Below are 16,494 nucleotides of genomic sequence, written 5' to 3'. Positions count from 1 at the left end.
CGAAGCCGCCGTGCTCGTGGTTCATCGTGAACATGGCCCGCGTTCCTGACGCGACAGTGTGCTCCCGTCCGAGCACTCTGGCGACCGACATCGCCGCACCCCAGCCGGCCGCCGGGTGGTGGTAGTCCTTCTGCGACCACGGCCCCTCGACGGCGGGGCCATCGCCTCCGGCGCGCCCGTCGTCGCGACCGGTGTCCACCGCATTGTCGTCCATGCTCCGACACTAGCTGCGACTGTGCACGTCCGAGGTCATCCACCGGAGTCCTTGTACCGCCGAACAGTCGAAGTCGTCTCCTCCGACAGACCAGGGCTGTTGGGTGGTCCGGCAAGGCCGCCGAAGTCAAGATCCGTGCCGACCGCAGTCTCGATCGTCGGGGCGGTGAGGTTGGCGCTGTCGCCACCGGTTGCGGCGAAGCTGGTCCCGGTGACCAGGCGGCCGCCTCGGAGGCGAGGAAGACGACCACGGGCGCGACGTCTTCAGGTTCGACCTACGGCACGCCGAGGGGACCTTCTTGCGCTGTGAGGTGGCGGCTGCGGGGGCGAGCACCTCGCCGAGGACGGCCTGAAGCTGCAGTTCAAGTCGAGGCGGGTGCGTCGAGCAAGGACGAGCCTGAGGTTCACGAGGACTACGTGAGCGCGTACGACCTCGGCCGGTTCGCCGAGTCTGCGCGCTTCGTGCGGCACTTCCCACAGCAGAATCCGGTACTGCGCGACCTCCTGCCGACCATCACCACGCCGGTCCAGATCCTGGCCGGCACGGACGACGACCTCGTGCCCTGGTCGAACAACCAGTACCTGGCCGACAACCTCGCACACACCGAAGTACATCGCCTCGAGGCCGGCCACTTCGCGTGGGAAGAAGTCTCCGACGAGTACGGCCGCCTTCTCGTGGCCTGGATCGGCGGTGGCTACCGCCGGGTCGGCGCCTGACCGGACGTTTGATCGCGCCGGCACGCATCACGCGTTCAGGTGATGGTCCCGGACGGATGGGGCGGCGATGCTGCAGGCATGCCAATGATCGATGTGTACGCCGTTTCCGGGACGTTCTCGGACAAGCATCAGCTCGCGGTCGACCTCGCGACTGCGCTGATGAGGATCGAGCAGGTGCCGGACATTCCGATGTTCCGGCAGAACACGGCCGCGTTCGTGCACGACCTCGACACCGACAGCCTCGCGAACGTCGACGGCGAGAGCAGCTACGTCCGAGTCCAGGTGCTGACGAACCTCGGAGCGCTCGATCGCCCGAAGCAGCTCACGGTCGTCGAGCGGTTCACGCAACTCGTGGCCGACGCCGCCGGCGACCCAGGACTCACCGACCGGACCTGGGTGCTGCTCACCGAGGCCGTCGACGGCGGTTGGGGTCTCGCCGGCCACGCCAACACCAACGAGGACCTGGTCACCGCAGCCCGCAGGCAGATCACCCAGCTGAAGCCCTGAAACGCCGCTTGGAGTGCGGGATCCCGGTACTGCGCTCCGCTCCGGGCGCCAAGCTCGCGCAGGGCGCGCGCGGCATCGGAGTCGACGCGGCGCGTCAACGCGCGCACTGGTGCGTTCGCTTTCGCGAGCGCACGGACGGTGGCGCCGCCCTGCCTGCCGGTCGCACCGACCACCGCGGTCGGTTTCCGCCTGATCTCATCGGACGATGCCATCGGCGCTCCTTCCACTCGACCGGCCGCCGGGTCAACGCTTCAGTTCGAGGACCGGGATGATCCGGATGCCGGCCGTCTGACGTTCGTACTCCGCGAAGCCCGGGTAGCGGCCGGCGTGGATCCCGTAGATGCGGTCACGCTCCGGGCCGGTGATCTCGTGGACGGTGACGTCGTAGGTCTCGGTGCCGCGCTCGATGGTCGCCTTGCCCGCCGCGGTCAGGTTGAAGTACCAGTCCGGGTTGGTGGGCGCGCCGCCCTTGGACGCGAACACGTAGACGATGTTCGGGTCGGTCTCGTGGGCCAGGTACATCGCCGGGGTGATGAATTCGCGCCCGCTCTTGCGACCGCGGTGATGCAGCAGAACCAGCGGCGCGCCTTCGAACGGCCCGCCGACCTTGCCTTCGTTCGCCCGGAACTCGTTGATCGTCTGGTCGTTCCAGTCACTCATCGGATACTCCTGTCATCATTGTGGAAGCCTGGAGATGCCCGGAGAGGAACTGTCCGGCGTGGTCGAGTGCGGTCGCGCCCTCGTCGAGGATTGCGTGGTACGCCTGGAACACATGCGGTACTCCGGGCGTGATGCCGAGACTGACCTCGACGTCCGCGGCTGCGGCTTCACGGGCGAGGCGTACGGCGTCGTCCAGCAGGACCTCGTGCGATCCGGCCTGGATCAGCAGCGGTGGCAGACCGGACAAGTCGGCGAAGATCGGGCTGATCAGGCCGTCCGCGGCGTCGTGGCCCGCGACGTAGTCGGGGATCCGGGCGAGCAGCGCGTCCGGGTTCATCAGCGGATCGGCCTCGCGCTTGGTCTTCATCGTCTCGCCCGACAAGGTGAGATCGGAGTACGGCGACATCGCGTACGCCGCGGCGGGCAGCGGCAAGCCGTGGTCGCGCGCGTTGACCAGCGTCGCGACGATCAGCCCGCCACCGGCCGACTCGCCCGCAAACACGATGTCCGCGGGGGAGGTGCCGTTGTCGAGCAGTCCTTGGTACGCCGCGAGCGCGTCGTCGACTGCTGCCGGGTACGGGTGTTCCGGCCCGAGCCGGTAGTCGACGGAGATTGCCTTCGCGTGGGTGCGTCGCGCGATCTGTGCGGCGAGATCGGCGGACAAGGCGGCGTCGCCCATCACATAGGCGCCGCCGTGGAAGTAGAGCACGGTATGGCGGGGGTCGACGCCCTCGACCGTGACCTCGGCCGTCGGTACGCCGCCCAGTTCGCCGGCCGTCACCGTGATGCCGGGGTCCAGCGGCTGCGCCGACAGCAGCGCGCGGAGCTGCGCACGTTGCTCCTCCAGACCGATGTCGGGCGGGAACGAGTTCTGCCGCAGGATGGCGTCGAGCGTCGCTCGCTGTTCACTGGTCACATCAAGGCTCCCTTCACGCATGCACCACCACGAGCCTCGCTGTCGGTCGGTACCGGGGCATCACCGGATTCCGGTGATTCACGAGTCGCTGATCGTGATCGGCTCCTGATCGGTCAAGGTGAGGTCGAGCGCGTCGTCCCCCGCGTAGCTCATCAGCTTCCCTTTGCTCGCGTCCGTGATGACGTGGGGTCTGGGGTGAGTTGGCTGACCTCGACCAGGTCCAGGCCCAGGGCCTCGATTTCGGCGAGTGCGCCGTACAGGGCTGACCTGTCCAGTGGGCCCGTGAGTATGGTGTCGGCGCCGTGCGGGCAGGGTTCCAGTGTTGGGAAGGCGGACAGCAGCGTGGCGCCGAGGTGGCCGCGAACCCGGATCGCGTACCGGGCAGGCGTTGGGTCGATGAGGGCATCGTCCCGGTCTGATGGGTGAACTCACATCCCCGGGATCCGATGACCGGACCGGCCGTCGTCAACGCGTGCGACCGGCCGCCAGCAGCCGCAGTTCTCTCGCTTCGGCCGCGGCGAACTTCTGCAGGGCTTCGTGGTGCCGACCGCGGCCGGCGTGCAGTACACCGGCTGTCTGATGAAGCAGCAGCCTGATGTCAGGACCGGCGTCTGTCTGCAAGGCCTTGTCAGTCCGCCGCAGCAAGATGTCGGCCTCGTCGAACTCACCTGTCCAGACGAGGGTTCCGGCCAGCATGACGAGGGCGGGCGCGATGACCGGCTCCGTGCCCCAGCCGGTAACGCTCGGCGAGCGCGACTTCCTCACGGCAGTGCTGTCACGTCGTGGCGAACGAACGGAGGACCAGCGATGCGTACCCGAGTCGCGCCAGGCTGGCAACCTCGACGTACGGGCGACCGATCTCCCGGCGGCGCCGATGATCAGGCGGGTTTGCGGGCCCAGGCGGTGATCATTGGGGCGAGCATGAGGTCTAGGTTGCCGTGGGCGAGGTTTGCGCGGTGGGTTTCGATTTCTTCGGGGGTTGCCAGGTTTGCGGCCACGAGTTGGGTGCGGACGTGCTGGAGGGTTGACGCTTCCAGGGTTGCGCAGGCGGGTGCGGCGATGGGGAAGTAGGCCTCGGCGTGGACGTCCGTCAGGCCGGAGTCGCGCAGTAAGCGGGGGAGCGTACGGCCGTACGCGAGATCCGCTCCGCGCTCGGCCATCAGGGTTCGCATCTGGGTGCGCAGACGGTTCGCCAGTGCTTCGTCGGGGCCGCGTTCGTCCGGGCACGCCAGTGGTTGGAGGGCCGGGTCGCCGTCCTCGATGACCAGCCATCCGCCCGGCCGGAGTACATCGATCATGGTTCGCATTGCGGCGGCGCGATCCTTCAGGTGGACCAGGACCAGCCGGGCGTGGACCAGGTCGAACGTTTCCGCGGGCGGCGGATCGCGCAGTACGTCGTGCCGGCGTACCTCGAGTACGCCGCCTGCCGCGGGCTCGGCCCACGACACGTCGATGTCCGTGGCAAGTACCCGGCCACTGGTGCCCACGCGCTCCGCCAGGCCGCGCGGCACCGAGACGCCGCCGGCGCCGACCTCCCAGCACCGCCATCCTTCGCCGAGTCCCAGGTCGTCGAGGTGACGGAAGGTCCACGGGTCGAACAGTTCGGCGAGGGCCGCGAACCGTTCGCCGGCCTCCGGACGACGGTTGTCGAGCAGATAGCGGTTCACCGCACCAGCATGGCACGGTCGATGGCGTCCATATACAGGGCTCAGTTGGCTGGAGCCTATTTCGGGTACTGGCGGGTAGTAGGAGTTTCCAGCGGCGAGGAGGGATACCCGTGACGGCTACGACGCGGCAGGTCGGTGAGCGTGAGGCGCGGGAGGTTGCGGAGGCGGCGCGGGAGGCGGACTGGACCCGGCCGAGCTTCGCGAAGAAGCTGTACCTCGGCGACTTCGACCTGTCGCTGATCCATCCACAACCGCACGCGATCGCGGCCGACGTCGCGGCCCGGGGCGACGAGTTCATCGCCCGGTTGGCGGCGTACTGCGAGACGCTCGACGGGCTGCTGATCGAGCGGGAGGCGAAGATCCCGGACGAGTACCTGCGCGGGCTCGCGGAGCTGGGGACCTTCGGTATCAAGATCCCGGTCGAGTACGGCGGTCTCGGCCTGCCGATGTCGTACTACGGCAAGGCGCTGATGCTCGTCGCGTCCGTACATCCGAGCGTGAGCGCGCTGGTCTCGGCGCATCAGTCGATCGGCGTACCGGAGCCGGTGAAGATGTTCGGGACCGACGAGCAGAAGAAGCGGTTCCTGCCGCGCTGTGCTGCGGGTGCGGTGACCGCGTTCCTGCTCACGGAGCCGGATGTGGGTTCGGATCCAGCCCGGCTGGCGTCGACCGCGACCCCGACCGACGGCGGTACGGCGTACCTGCTGGACGGCGTGAAGCTCTGGACGACGAACGGCGTCATCGCCGAGCTGGTCGTGGTGATGGCGCGCGTGCCGGACCATGACGGCGTACGGGGTGGGATCAGCGCGTTCGTGGTCGAGGCTGACTCGCCGGGGATCACGGTGGAGAACCGCAACGCCTTCATGGGGCTGCGCGGGATCGAGAACGGCGTGACCCGTTTCCACCAGGTCCGGGTGCCGGCCGAGAACCGGCTGGGGAAGGAAGGCGCCGGCCTGCGGATCGCCCTCACCACGCTGAACACCGGCCGGTTGTCGATCCCGGCGACCACGACCGCGGCGGCCAAATGGTGCCTGAAGATCGCGCGGGAGTGGTCCGCGGAGCGCGTTCAGTGGGGCCGGCCGATCGGCGCCCACGCTGCCGTCGCCGAGAAGATCTCGTTCATCGCGGCCACCACGTTCGCGCTCGAGGCCGTGCTCGACCTGTCGGCGAACCTGGCCGACGCGGGCACCAAGGACATCCGGATCGAAGCGGCGCTGGCCAAGCTGTGGTCCAGCGAGATGGCCTGGCGGATCGCCGACGAGCTGGTGCAGATTCGCGGTGGACGCGGGTACGAGACCGCGGACTCGCTGGCGGCGCGCGGCGAACGCGCCGTACCGGCGGAGCAGATCCTGCGCGACCTGCGGATCAACCGGATCTTCGAGGGCTCGACCGAGATCATGCATCTGCTGATCGCCCGGGAGGCGGTCGACGCGCACCTGTCCGCGGCCGGCGACCTGGCCTCGCCGGACGCCGATCTCCAGGCCAAGGCGAAAGCCGCGGTGAACGCGAGCGGGTTCTACGCCAAGTGGCTGCCCCAGCTGGCCGTCGGCAAGGGATCGGATCCCCGGTCGTACCGCGAGTTCGGCCGGCTCGCCAAACACTTGCGGTACGTCGAACGCGCGTCCCGCAAGCTCGCACGGCAGACCTTCTACGGGATGGGCCGGTGGCAGGCGAAACTCGAGTACCGGCAAGGCTTCCTGGCCCGGATCGTCGACATCGGCGCGGAGCTGTTCGCGATGGCCGCCTCGTGTTCGCGGGCCGAAACGCTGCGGGCCGACGACCCCGCGCGGGGTGAATCGGCGTACGAGCTGGCCGCGGCGTTCTGCGAACAGAGCCGGCTGCGGGTTGACCACCTGTTCGAGCAGCTGTGGAGCAACACGGACGACATCGACCGGCGGCTCGCTCGGCAGGTGCTCGACGGGAAATACAGCTGGCTCGAGGACGGCATCGTCGACCCCTCCGAGGGGACCGGCCCGTGGATCGCCGAATGGCAGCCCGGTGAATCGCGGACGGAGAGCAAGTCGCGCCGCTATCGTTGAGCGCCGAGGTTGTCGGCGGCCCTCGTTAGGCTGCTTGTCGTGAGCTTCGACGGGTGGCCGAGGGCTGCGTTCGACGTGTTGCTGCAGCTCGAGGGTGAGCCTTCGGCTGAGGTACGGCGGCAGTGCCGGCGCGGCCGGGAGGACCTGGTGCGTCAGCCGATGATCGGGCTGCTCAACGCCGTCGCGGACGCGGATCCGGAGTACGAGGATTTCGCGGTCTGGAGGTACGGCGATGTGCTGTTGCAGGCCTGGCAGCGGCAGAGCGCGATCGTCCGGCTGGCTCGGAACATCGAGCTGGGAGTCCGGTTCGACCTCGACGGATTGGAGGTCGCCTTGGCGTGGTGGTACCCACCGCCGGAGCAGATCGAGCGGTACCGGCTGGCGGTGGCGGATCCGGGTTCGGGGCCGAGGCTGGTTGCGATTGCGCGCGGGCTCGAGCGGGACGGGTTCGCGATCTCGGGCGACCTGCTGAAGCGACCGCTGCGGGGTTATCCCGCCGACCATCCGCGAGCCCAGCTGCTGCGGCATCGGTCGCTCATCGCGTCGCGGCCGCTCGGCTGTGACGACTGGATCCACACCCCTGCCGCAGCCGACCATGTACTAGCCACCTTCTCCCAACTCCGCCCACTGGCGCGCTGGCTGACCAAGAACGTGGATTAGGGCCACAGGTAGCGGGTCTGGGAGGACCGGAGGCCATCTGCGATCGCGAAGGCTTTCTCGGGCTGGACGCTGTAGAGGTGGGCTTCGCCGGTGCGGACGGCGGCGCCTAGTTGATGCCAGGTGCCGTCGGCAGTGGTGAGTTGCCAGCCGTAGGCCTGCTCGAAGGCGGTCGCGCCGGCCTCGCGGGTGGCGGGGTCTGTGATCAGGCTTGCGGTTCCTTCGATGACGTAGTCGGTGCCGGTCAGGGTTCCGCTGCTGGTGGTCAGTGCGCAGTGCTGGTTGGTCTCGAGGTTCCTGGCTTTCTGTTCCTGCGGGCCGGTGATGAACCACAGTGCGTCGTCGGCCCAGACCGCGAGCAGCGGCGTTACGTGTGGGCGGCCGTCGCGGCGTACCGTGCAGAGCTGGAACTTCTGGATCCGGCGCAGCGCCCACTCCGTGTCGGCCCACGGGATTGCGGTTGCGCCGGGCGCGGAGAACGGTCCTAGAACGGTCTGTGGTTCGGCCATGTGGGTCTCCTAGCGAACGTGGTGGTGATGACAGGAACGTCGGAGCCGGTTCGCGTGGTTCGACTACGCGCCGTGGAAGATGCGGTTGCCGAGGTCGGAGCGGTGGTAGAGGACTGAGTGGCCGTGGCGGGCTGAGGTTAGGAGGCCGGCGGCTTTGAGGGCTCGTAGGTGTTGGTTTACGGCGGTTGGGGTGACCTTCAGGCGGACGGCTAGTTCGGTCGAGGAGGTGGGGGTGTCCAGGAGGGCCAGGAGGCGGGAGCGGGATTGGCCTATCAGGTTGGCGAGGGCATTCGGGGGTGTTGTCGTTTCGGTCTGCCAGAGGGTGCCGAGGCCGCGGGCCGGGTAGATGAGGTGTGGGGGTTCGGCGGCGGAGATGGGGGTTGAGGCGCGGCGGCTGAAGAGCGACGGGGTGAGGGTCAGGCCGCGGCCCGCGGTGGAGGTTTGGTAGGAGAGGTCGCTGCGTAGTCGTATCTGGAGGGACGTGCCGTCCAGGCGGACGTGCGGGTCGATGTCGGTGAACATCGCCGCCAGGCCGGTGTGCGCCATCACGCGGCCGCGGTACACGATGTCGGCCTCGAGGATGGCTCGCATTCGTGCCCAGTTCGGCTCGAAGCAGGCCTCCCAGTAGTCCCGCAGCGCGGTCAGTACGCGACGGAGAACGGTGGCCGGTCGGCCTTGAAGTGCGGGTGGCAGCGCGGCCGGGTGGACCTCCGCCAGGTCGGCGCGTACGACGGCGGTCGGGGTGTTTCGCAGTACCGACAACTCGTCCTCGATCCGCGCGAGCGGGCTGTACGGGCGTGGGGTGAGGAAGTCCGGCGTCCACAGCGACTCGTTCGTGAGGGCACGGAGCAGGTCCAGGTCGAGACCGGTGCGCGCGGGTTCGGTGGCGCGCAGCCAGGGCAGTTGCAGCGGGAACCGGCCGGGGTCGCGAAGGGTCCGCAGGGACAGGACCAGTTCGTGCAGCGGTGAGACCGCGAACCGCACCTCGCCGAGATCGTTGCCCGCGAGCTCGTACTGGATCATGAAGCAATACGCTACATCTCTGGTACGCCGTCCCGCCGGGTGCGACAACTGTCGCGTGCCCGAACTCCTCCGTGATCCGATCGAACGCGCGCTCGCCTCCGCGGTCGCCGCGCTGTCGCTGTCCCGTGGCATGTTCTTCGCCGTCAGCGCGCTCTACTTCACCCGCGGCGTCGGGCTGTCCCCGACCGTCGTCGGGATCGGGTTGACCGCCGCGGGAGGGGTCGGCGTACTGGCGTCGTACGCCGGTGGCCGACTGAGCGACCGGTACGGCGCGGACCGGTTGCAAGAGTGGACCCTGGCCGCGAACGGGGCCGCTCTGCTGGCGTACGCCTTCGCCAGCAACGTTACGAGCTTCGTACTGATCGCCGCGTGCGTGTCGGCCACGCGCGGTCTGCAGAGCACCGCCCAGGTGACACTGCTGGCCCGCTGGTACGTCGGCCCTGAACGGGTCACGGTCCGCGCCCGGCTGCGCGTGGTGATGAACGTCTTCATCGGCGGCGGCAGCCTGCTCGCGGGACTCGCTCTGATGGTCGACACGACCTCGGCGTACCGGCTGACGGTTGTTCTGGTCGGTGCGGTCACCATGCTCGGCACAGTGCCCCTGATCGGTCTGCGTCGCCGGGTCGTGGGGTTGGCGGTGCGCATGGATGCGTCGGCTGGTGCCGGCACGCCCGTACGTGGGCGCTCGCCTCTGCGCGATCGTACGTACGTCGCATCGACGGTTCTCAACGCAGTACTGGCAATCCACTTCGGGCTGTCGTCGGTCGGGATACCGCTGTGGGTCGCCGACCACACGCGGGCCCCGACGGTGGTGGTTTCGGCGCTGCTGCTGGTCAACACGGTCTACGTGGCGCTCTTCCAGGTCCGTGCGTCCCGCGGCGCGCAGACGTTACCTACTGCAGGGCGCTCGGTACGGCGAGCCGGTCTGCTCCTGCTTGTCGCCTGTCTGCTCTTCGCCACGGCCGGGTACCTCGGTGCGGCGGCAGCAACAGCTGTCCTGGTCCTTGCGGCACTCGCGGCGTCCGCGGCGGAGACGCAGGGCGAGGCCGGCGGCTGGACCATGGCCTTCGAGCTCGCCGACCCCGCCCGCGCCGGCGCCTACCAGGGCCTCAGCCAGACCGGTTACGCGGTTGCTCTGATGCTGAGTCCGTCCGTCGTCACCACGAGCGCGATCGACCACGGTACGCCGGGCTGGATCGCCCTCGGGATGCTCTTCGCGGTGACCGGTACGGCGACCGCGGTGGTCGCCGATCGCGCCGCCGCGCGCAGGGACCGGCTGTCGACGGTGACGTGACAACCTCGCCAGGGGGTTAACCCACCACTCGATACGGGGGCTAGCACCATCGTTGCCCGGGGCGTCGTTCCTTAGCGTTGGCGGCATGGTGAGACGGATGCGGTTCTGTCTTCGTGGATTCGGCTGTTGTTCGGTCGGGGTTCACTCAGGGCAGGATCTGGGCGGCAGGCTGGTCGACCTCGACTGTCGTGTGGAAGGATGCGCCGGATGAACTCGGAATCGGGGCCTGTCAGATTCAGCGTGGTGATTCCGGCGTTCAACGAGGAGCGGTTCATCGAGGACTGTTTGCGGTCGCTCGCCGGGCAGGACTTCGCGGGTGGCGTCGAGGTGGTTGTCGTTGACAACAACTGCACCGACCGGACGGCGGAGATCGCTCGGGGGTGCGGCGCGGTCGTGGTGACCGAGGACGTGCCCGGTGTGTGCGCCGCGCGGCATCGGGGGAGCGCCGCGGCGCGCGGTGAGATCGTGATCTCGAGTGACGCGGACACCGTGTTCGACGCCGGATGGCTGTCGCGGATCGACCGCAGCTTCCGGGAGGACCCGGAGCGGGTCGCCGTGGCCGGGCCCTGCCGGTACGTCGGTGGCCCTTGGTGGGGGCGGGTGTACGCCGGGATCCTGTTCGAGCTGGTGCACCTCGTGTACCGGGCCACCGGGCGGGTCATGTACGTGACGGCGACCAACATCGCGTTCCGGAAGGACGCCTGGTCGGGGTACGACCTGACCGGGACCCAGGGTGCGGACGAGCTCGGGCTCCTGGGGCAGCTGCGGGCCCGCGGGCGCGTGGCGTTCGATCGGACCAACCCCACCTTCACGTCCGCGCGGCGCCTGGCCCGAGGGCTGGCGTACAACATCGTGGTGTCGTTCCTGTTCTACTACGCGCTTGCCGTCATGCTGAACCGTGTGGCGGGTCGACCGGTGATCGGTACGGCTCCGGCGTTCCGGAGTCAGGCAGTGGTACGTCGGCGTGCCGGGTTGGGGTGGCGCCGGGTACGGGCGCGGGCGATCGGTCTGGCCTGGCTGGGGGCGATCGTCGCCGGCGCGATCGTGGCGGCCGGGCTGGTCGAGAACTCGTGGCTGGCGAAGCGATGAGCCCGCGGCGGATCCCGCGGCGCGTCGTCGGGCCCGCGGTGGGCGCGGGGGCGGTCGGTGCGGCGTACTGGTTCATGATGTCGCCGTACTCGCAGGCGCTCGGGCGGTTCCCGTATCGCGGGCCGGGGGACGAACGCGTGGTCGCGCTGACGTTCGACGACGGGCCGAACGAGCCGTACACGTCGGAGCTCGCGGACTACCTCGACGGTGAGGACGTTCGGGCGACGTTCTTCCAAGTCGGCCGGGCCGTCGAACGTCATCCCGAGGTGACGAGGCGGCTGGCTTCGTCGGGGCATGTGATCGGGCTGCACGGGTATACGCACGAGTTCACGCAGTACCTTCGCCGGCGGACTGTTGCCGATGAGCTGCGGCGCGGGATGGGCGCGTTCGCGGAGGTGGGGATCCGGCCGGCGCTGTACCGGCCGCCGTGGTTGCTGCGGATCCCTGCGCTTCCCGGTCTGCTGGACGAGCACGGTCTGCACGTGGTGTCCGGAGAGTTCTGCCATTTGCTGGAGGTCGCGCAGCCGAGCCCGCACCGGATCGCGGACCAGGCCCTTCGCGGCGCGCATCCCGGCTCGATCATCATCTTCCACGACGGCTGGGACGGAAAATCCGCCGACCGTGCGTCGACGGTAGAGGCTGTCCGGCTCCTGGTTCCCCGCTTGCGCGCGCAGGGTTACACCTTCACCACGGTCGACCACCTCCTTGGTCTGCCCGCTTACCAGCACCCGGCGGACGATCCCACGATCACCCGCCTGGCCCCCGCCGACCACAACCGCTGACACCACCCACGACTCTGTACGCCGACGCCGCCGCGGGCCCCGGTCGCGCCCGGGATGAGTCGTGACTCATGGTTGCGGAAAAGGTGTGGGTAGAGGTCAACCGGGGGTGGGGGTTGCGCGTCGGTAGTGGGTAGGGGAGGAGTTCCGGGCCGGGATGGGAGCACATGACGGGCGCTAGACGAGCGGCAGGACGGCGAGTGGCAGGACGTTCGGCGCCACCTCAACAGCGTGGTCCCGCGCATCGGGCTCGGACCATGTCACAGGCTGTTGTGCGGACCCTGCTCGGGGCCGCGGTTCCGGGCCTGGGGTTCATCATGGGCGGACGCAAGCGGCTCGGCGTGGCTGTGCTGAGCGTGGCGGTCGGGCTGGTCGCGATTGCGGGGATCGTGGCGGTCACCGATCCGAACGCGGTCCTCGCCCTGGCCGTGTCGCCGGGACGGCTGCTGATTGCGACGAGCGCTGTGGTGCTGCTCGGGCTCGGGTGGATCTGGGTGGTGGTTGCGTCGCACAAGCTGCTCCGTCCGGTCAGCGTGAGCTATACGGGCCGGCTGGCGGGGTCGCTGTTCGTGGGCGTGCTGTGTTTCGCGATCGCCGTACCGACGACGTTCGCGGCCGAGACCGTGATGGCGCAGCGGGACCTGGTCGGCAGCGTGTTCAAGTCCGAGAGCAACTCGAAGAGTGCCACCCGGCCGACGAACGTGAACGCGAGTGACCCATGGGCGCACACGCCGCGGCTCAACGTTCTGTTGCTGGGCGGTGACAGCGGCAAGGGCCGGACCGGCACCCGGACGGACACGGTGATGGTCGCGAGCATCGACACCAGGACCGGCAACACCGCCCTGATCTCGCTCAGCCGGAACTGGATGCGCATGCCGTTCCCGAAGAACTCGCCACTGCACGCGAAGTACCCCGACGGGTACTGGGACCCGAGCCTGGGCGACGTCGAGCAGTCGCAGTACTACCTGGACACGATGTACGACACGATCCCGCAGAAGTACCCCGGGATCCTCGGCCAGACCGACAACGAGGGCGCCGACGCGGTCAAGCTGGCAGCGAGCGCGGCGCTGGGACTCGACATCTCCTACTACCTGCAGATCAACCTGCAGGGGTTCCAGCAGATCATCGACGCGGTCGGCGGGATCACCGTCAACATCAACTACCGGGTGCCGATCGGCGGCGAGTACGGGCTCGGCCCGGGCGCCAACAAGCCGAAGCCGCCGTCCGGCTACCTGGAGCCCGGGCCGAACCAGCACCTGAACGGGCACGACGCGCTGTGGTTCGCCCGCGGCCGCTACGGACTGAGCGATCCGTCGCGGCAGGAGCGGCAGCGGTGCACGATCCACGCCCTGGTGAACCAGGTCAGCCCGGTGACGCTGCTGACGAAGTACCAGCAGATCGCCGCGGCCGGGAAGAGCCTGTTCCGGACCGATGTCCCGCAGGAGCTGCTGCCCGCGTTCGTCCAGCTCGGCCTCAAGGTGAAGAGCGCGGCCGTCTCGAACATCGACCTGAACAGCGCCAAGAACTTCCCGAACGGCAGGAACCCGGACTACGCGGCGATGCGCGTGATCATCCAGAAGGCGATCACGGCCCAGGCGACCACCAAGCCGGCGCACTCCCCGGCGAAGCGGCCGTCGGCGCCGGCGACCAGGAAGGCGACACCGAAGCCCAGCGTCACCCCCGGCGGGCAGCAGAACCTGAACGACGCCTGCGCGTACCACCCGAGCACGGCCGGCTCCTGACGCCGTACCCGACCTGATCAGCGAGCTGAGAATCCACTCAGGCGGTACGGCGTACCATCACCGACGACGTAACGGTTGAAGGAGAGATGCCATCGTGATCGACCTGTTCGGTATGCCCCGCGGCGAGGAGTGGATCGTGCTCCTCGTGGTCGTCATCCTGATCTTCGGCCCGACCAAGCTGCCCGGCCTGGTCCGCCAGCTCGGCAGGGCGAAGAAGACCTGGGACGAAGAGTTCGGCCCCGGCCGCCACCGCGACTCCCTGGACAACACCGACCAGGCCGCGCCCCTAGCGGACCGCGCACCCACCGACGAGCAACCAACCCGCTGAGCTCAGAGGTTCGTCTGGACCTCGAGCTCCTCGGGATACCGACCGCCCTGGATGGTGATGGTCGCAGACGCCTCGGTGAGCGCTCGTCGGGGCGAGGTCGGTTACGCGGGCCTGCCGTACTGGTCGTCGGTGACGTGTTCGAGCCAGGTGGTCTCGGCGCCTTCCGCGATGCCTTCGAGCATCGCCAGGTGTTCCATGAAGTCCTCGGGTGTGGCGCCGTGCCAGTGGTCCTCGCCGGGCGGCGTGTAGACGGTCTCACCGGGGTGGGCGACGATCACGGCTCCGTCGCGGGTCCCGAGCAGGGCGACGCCTTCGGTGATGTGCAAGGTCTGGCCGACGGCGTGCGAGTGCCAGGCGGTACGGGCGCCGGGCGCGAAGCGGACCCGGCTGACGATCATCCGCGACGGTTCGGGCTTCCGGGTCGCGATCGCGTCGACGTACACGTCCCCGGTGAACCGCTCGGCCGGACCTTTCGTGGTGGGCAGTTTGTCTTCCTTGTGCATGATCGGTCTCCTTCTCGTGAGCTTCCAGACAACCCGATCCGGTCCCGGCGTGGGAGGCCGTGCTGAGACGGGTAACGACAGAACCCCCTCGCCCCGACCGGGCCCCTCGGCAGCTGGGTCTCGAATACACTCGGTGACGTGGTGCGGAGGTCGTCGTGAACTCGGGGATGTATCCGCTGGTCGTGGTGCTGCCGCTGGTGCTGCTCCTGTCCGGCGTGATCTGCCGCGCCGCCGGCAGTGGCCGGATCGGGCGGAACCTGCTGGTTGGGTACCGGCTGCGGTCGTTGCTCGCGTCCGACCGGGCCTGGCGGGCGGGGCATGCGGCTGCGGAGGCGCCGTCCTGGGCGGGCTTCCTGGTGACCGCCGCGAGCGCTGTGCTCGCCGTCGTCGGCGCGTCCGTCTTCTTGGTGCTCGAATGCGTGGCGTTCGTGCTGTTCTTCGGCTGGGCGATCCTTAACGCGAGCCGCGCCGCGAGCGGCTGAAGTACGCTCTGCCCGGTGGATCAATACGCACGCGGTGAACAGGCCGAGGAGTTGGCTCGGGCCGGTGCCGACTGGCTGGCGGGGCGGGCCTCAAGCGACGACCTCTCGCTGTACCACGGTCTGTCCGGCGTGGTGATCGCGCTGCACGAGGCGCACCAGCACTTCGGGGACGACCGGTTCGGCGAGGTCGCGGCGTCGGGCGCGGACAAGTTGGCGGCGCGCGTCGATGAGCTGGAGGGCGCTTCGCTGTACGCCGGTCTGACCGGTGTGGCTGTCGCCCTGCATGCGCTCGGTGATGCCGCGGCGGCGCAGCGGGCGCTGGACCGGGTACGTGATCAGTTCGACGGGCAGCGGTGGAACGAGATGTTCGAGCTGCTGGTGGGCAACGCCGGTATCGGCCTCGGCGCGCTGCAGGCCGGTGACCTGGACCTCGCGGTGACCGCGGTGACGCCGTACCTGAGTACGGCGGACAAGACGCCGTACGGCGTGAACTGGGCGGTACGGCCGTCGCCGGCGCGGTCGCATCACATCGCGCACGGGACACTCGGCATCGTGCACGCGCTCGCGGCCGTCGGCCGCGCGGCGGGGCGGGACGACCTGATCGAGCTGGCGTTGGAGGGTGCCGCGGATGTTGCCGGACGCAACGAGGCCGGTACGCACGGATTCCTCGTCCCGCATTCGGATCCGCCGCATCGGCCGGACATCATCGAGCGGTACAGCTACGGCTGGTGCAACGGGCCCGCCGGGGACGCGCAGACCTTTCGCCTGTTGGGACAGGTGACCGCGGACGATTCCTGGACCGACTTGGGCGAGAGGTGCTGGAACACCGTGCGCGAGTCCGGGCTGCCACGCCGGATCAGGCCTGGGTTCTGGGACAACAACGGGCGGTGCTGCGGTACCGCCGGTGTTCTGGCGCTGGCGTGTGACCGCATCGTCGAGCGCGGAGACGACTTCGAGTTCGCGAACGTGCTCGTGGATGACCTGACGGATCACGCCACGGCTGACGATGCCGGCGTACGGTGGTCGAACTACGAGCACCGGGCGACGCCGAGCGTCCTGGAACCGCACACCGGCTGGGCGATGGGCAGCGCCGGAATCCTTCGCGAGCTGCTGCGCTACGCACGTCTCAGCGTGGGCGCAGCCAACGGCTATGCCGTTCCCTGGCCGGATCACCCCTTGACTCCGTAGTTGGGTCCGGGGTTCACGATGGGAGCATGCGAACCAGCGAGCTGGCCGGCCAGGTGGGCGTGAACACCGAGACGCTGCGGTACTACGAACGCCGCGGACTGCTGCCGGAACCGCCGCGGACGCTCGGCGGGTACCGGGATTATCCGGTCTCGGCGGTCGAGCTGCTGCGTTTCGTGAAGCG

Annotated in this window: 20 protein-coding genes and 1 pseudogene; 12 read left to right on the top strand and 9 right to left on the bottom strand. The window is 69.0% G+C overall.

Going from position 1 to position 16,494, the window contains the following annotated elements; all coding sequences use genetic code 11:
• Positions 1–214 (bottom strand): hypothetical protein (locus tag VFF46_RS10775; RefSeq protein ID WP_325036933.1); only part of this gene is annotated, 214 nt, incomplete at its 3' end.
• A gap of 416 nt (positions 215–630) precedes the next feature.
• On the opposite strand from VFF46_RS10775, the gene VFF46_RS10770 reads away from it, so the two are divergent.
• Positions 631–930 carry a hypothetical protein gene (locus VFF46_RS10770; protein WP_325036932.1) on the top strand — a complete coding sequence of 100 codons (300 nt, stop codon included), beginning with the start codon at positions 631–633 and terminating at the stop codon, positions 928–930.
• Positions 931–1,008: 78 nt separating this feature from the next.
• Positions 1,009–1,437: a hypothetical protein gene (locus tag VFF46_RS10765; RefSeq protein ID WP_325036935.1), complete on the top strand. Its 429-nt coding sequence runs from the start codon at positions 1,009–1,011 to the stop codon at positions 1,435–1,437.
• Between the two features lie 26 nt (positions 1,438–1,463).
• On the opposite strand, the pseudogene VFF46_RS10760 reads toward VFF46_RS10765, so the two are convergent.
• The 5 genes and pseudogenes from VFF46_RS10760 to VFF46_RS10740 form a co-directional block, all read right to left on the bottom strand.
• Positions 1,464–1,649, bottom strand: a pseudogene (locus VFF46_RS10760) (NmrA family NAD(P)-binding protein); the annotation flags it as partial.
• Positions 1,650–1,680: 31 nt separating this feature from the next.
• The gene (locus tag VFF46_RS10755) at positions 1,681–2,097 is read right to left on the bottom strand and encodes a nitroreductase/quinone reductase family protein (protein WP_325036931.1); all 417 of its coding nucleotides are present in this window, start codon (positions 2,095–2,097) and stop codon (positions 1,681–1,683) included.
• Positions 2,090–3,013 carry an alpha/beta hydrolase gene (locus VFF46_RS10750; RefSeq protein ID WP_325036930.1) on the bottom strand — a complete coding sequence of 308 codons (924 nt, stop codon included), beginning with the start codon at positions 3,011–3,013 and terminating at the stop codon, positions 2,090–2,092. Before VFF46_RS10750 ends, VFF46_RS10755 begins: the two co-directional genes overlap by 8 nt.
• 465 nt (positions 3,014–3,478) lie before the next feature.
• The gene (locus tag VFF46_RS10745; protein ID WP_325036929.1) at positions 3,479–3,778 is read right to left on the bottom strand and encodes a hypothetical protein; all 300 of its coding nucleotides are present in this window, start codon (positions 3,776–3,778) and stop codon (positions 3,479–3,481) included.
• 113 nt (positions 3,779–3,891) lie between these two features.
• Complete coding sequence (locus VFF46_RS10740) at positions 3,892–4,680, bottom strand: methyltransferase domain-containing protein (protein ID WP_325036928.1); 789 nt, start codon at positions 4,678–4,680, stop codon at positions 3,892–3,894.
• A 110-nt stretch (positions 4,681–4,790) separates the two neighbouring features.
• Here VFF46_RS10740 and VFF46_RS10735 point away from each other — a divergent pair, with 110 nt between their 5' ends.
• Complete coding sequence (locus VFF46_RS10735; RefSeq protein WP_325036927.1) at positions 4,791–6,719, top strand: acyl-CoA dehydrogenase family protein; 1,929 nt, start codon at positions 4,791–4,793, stop codon at positions 6,717–6,719.
• 39 nt (positions 6,720–6,758) lie between these two features.
• Positions 6,759–7,379, top strand: a complete 621-nt coding sequence (locus tag VFF46_RS10730; protein WP_325036926.1) for a DUF2461 family protein — start codon at positions 6,759–6,761, stop codon at positions 7,377–7,379.
• Here VFF46_RS10730 and VFF46_RS10725 read toward each other — a convergent pair.
• Both VFF46_RS10725 and VFF46_RS10720 read right to left on the bottom strand, forming a co-directional pair.
• On the bottom strand, positions 7,376–7,885 hold the full coding sequence (locus VFF46_RS10725) for a pyridoxamine 5'-phosphate oxidase family protein (RefSeq protein ID WP_325036925.1): 510 nt from the start codon (positions 7,883–7,885) through the stop codon (positions 7,376–7,378). The two genes, VFF46_RS10730 and VFF46_RS10725, sit on opposite strands and share 4 nt — an antisense overlap.
• Before the next feature lie 63 nt (positions 7,886–7,948).
• Positions 7,949–8,908 carry an ArsR/SmtB family transcription factor gene (locus VFF46_RS10720; RefSeq protein WP_325036923.1) on the bottom strand — a complete coding sequence of 320 codons (960 nt, stop codon included), beginning with the start codon at positions 8,906–8,908 and terminating at the stop codon, positions 7,949–7,951.
• Between the two features lie 55 nt (positions 8,909–8,963).
• Here VFF46_RS10720 and VFF46_RS10715 point away from each other — a divergent pair, with 55 nt between their 5' ends.
• The 5 genes from VFF46_RS10715 to VFF46_RS10695 all read left to right on the top strand — a co-directional run bounded on the left by VFF46_RS10715 (position 8,964) and on the right by VFF46_RS10695 (position 14,140).
• Complete coding sequence (locus VFF46_RS10715; RefSeq protein ID WP_325036922.1) at positions 8,964–10,202, top strand: MFS transporter; 1,239 nt, start codon at positions 8,964–8,966, stop codon at positions 10,200–10,202.
• Positions 10,203–10,409: 207 nt separating this feature from the next.
• Positions 10,410–11,291 (top strand): glycosyltransferase family 2 protein, encoded by an 882-nt coding sequence (locus tag VFF46_RS10710; RefSeq protein ID WP_325036921.1) that lies wholly within the window; start codon positions 10,410–10,412, stop codon positions 11,289–11,291.
• Entirely contained in the window at positions 11,273–12,073 is an 801-nt protein-coding gene (locus VFF46_RS10705) for a polysaccharide deacetylase family protein (RefSeq protein ID WP_325036920.1), read from the top strand. The genes VFF46_RS10710 and VFF46_RS10705 overlap by 19 nt, the downstream gene beginning before the upstream one ends.
• 254 nt (positions 12,074–12,327) lie before the next feature.
• Entirely contained in the window at positions 12,328–13,812 is a 1,485-nt protein-coding gene (locus VFF46_RS10700; RefSeq protein ID WP_325036919.1) for an LCP family protein, read from the top strand.
• A 94-nt stretch (positions 13,813–13,906) separates the two neighbouring features.
• The gene (locus tag VFF46_RS10695) at positions 13,907–14,140 is read left to right on the top strand and encodes a twin-arginine translocase TatA/TatE family subunit (protein WP_325036918.1); all 234 of its coding nucleotides are present in this window, start codon (positions 13,907–13,909) and stop codon (positions 14,138–14,140) included.
• 101 nt (positions 14,141–14,241) lie between these two features.
• On the opposite strand, the gene VFF46_RS10690 is transcribed toward VFF46_RS10695, so the two are convergent.
• Positions 14,242–14,643: a (R)-mandelonitrile lyase gene (locus tag VFF46_RS10690; RefSeq protein WP_325036917.1), complete on the bottom strand. Its 402-nt coding sequence runs from the start codon at positions 14,641–14,643 to the stop codon at positions 14,242–14,244.
• Between the two features lie 155 nt (positions 14,644–14,798).
• Here VFF46_RS10690 and VFF46_RS10685 point away from each other — a divergent pair, with 155 nt between their 5' ends.
• From VFF46_RS10685 to VFF46_RS10675, 3 genes are all read left to right on the top strand, one after another.
• On the top strand, positions 14,799–15,125 hold the full coding sequence (locus VFF46_RS10685; protein WP_325036916.1) for an SdpI family protein: 327 nt from the start codon (positions 14,799–14,801) through the stop codon (positions 15,123–15,125).
• 15 nt (positions 15,126–15,140) lie between these two features.
• Positions 15,141–16,313 (top strand): lanthionine synthetase LanC family protein, encoded by a 1,173-nt coding sequence (locus VFF46_RS10680; RefSeq protein WP_325036915.1) that lies wholly within the window; start codon positions 15,141–15,143, stop codon positions 16,311–16,313.
• Positions 16,314–16,339: 26 nt separating this feature from the next.
• A partial coding sequence (locus tag VFF46_RS10675; RefSeq protein WP_325036934.1) for a MerR family DNA-binding transcriptional regulator occupies positions 16,340–16,494 on the top strand: 155 nt, incomplete at its 3' end.

It is taken from the genome of Kribbella sp., assembly GCF_035655035.1.
Lineage (GTDB): Bacteria > Actinomycetota > Actinomycetes > Propionibacteriales > Kribbellaceae > Kribbella.
Note: the sequence above shows the minus strand (reverse complement) of the source record. Positions and strands in the feature narration are given on the sequence as shown.

What these genes read in the sequence shown, in the direction of transcription:
- VFF46_RS10765 (WP_325036935.1), top strand. Translation starts at nt 1,009, where the DNA reads ATGCCAATGATCGATGTGTACGCCGTTTCCGGGACGTTCTCGGACAAG.
- VFF46_RS10755 (WP_325036931.1), bottom strand. Translation starts at nt 2,097, where the DNA reads ATGAGTGACTGGAACGACCAGACGATCAACGAGTTCCGGGCGAACGAA.
- VFF46_RS10725 (WP_325036925.1), bottom strand. Translation starts at nt 7,885, where the DNA reads ATGGCCGAACCACAGACCGTTCTAGGACCGTTCTCCGCGCCCGGCGCA.
- VFF46_RS10720 (WP_325036923.1), bottom strand. Translation starts at nt 8,908, where the DNA reads ATGATCCAGTACGAGCTCGCGGGCAACGATCTCGGCGAGGTGCGGTTC.
- VFF46_RS10710 (WP_325036921.1), top strand. Translation starts at nt 10,410, where the DNA reads ATGAACTCGGAATCGGGGCCTGTCAGATTCAGCGTGGTGATTCCGGCG.
- VFF46_RS10700 (WP_325036919.1), top strand. Translation starts at nt 12,328, where the DNA reads ATGTCACAGGCTGTTGTGCGGACCCTGCTCGGGGCCGCGGTTCCGGGC.
- VFF46_RS10690 (WP_325036917.1), bottom strand. Translation starts at nt 14,643, where the DNA reads ATGCACAAGGAAGACAAACTGCCCACCACGAAAGGTCCGGCCGAGCGG.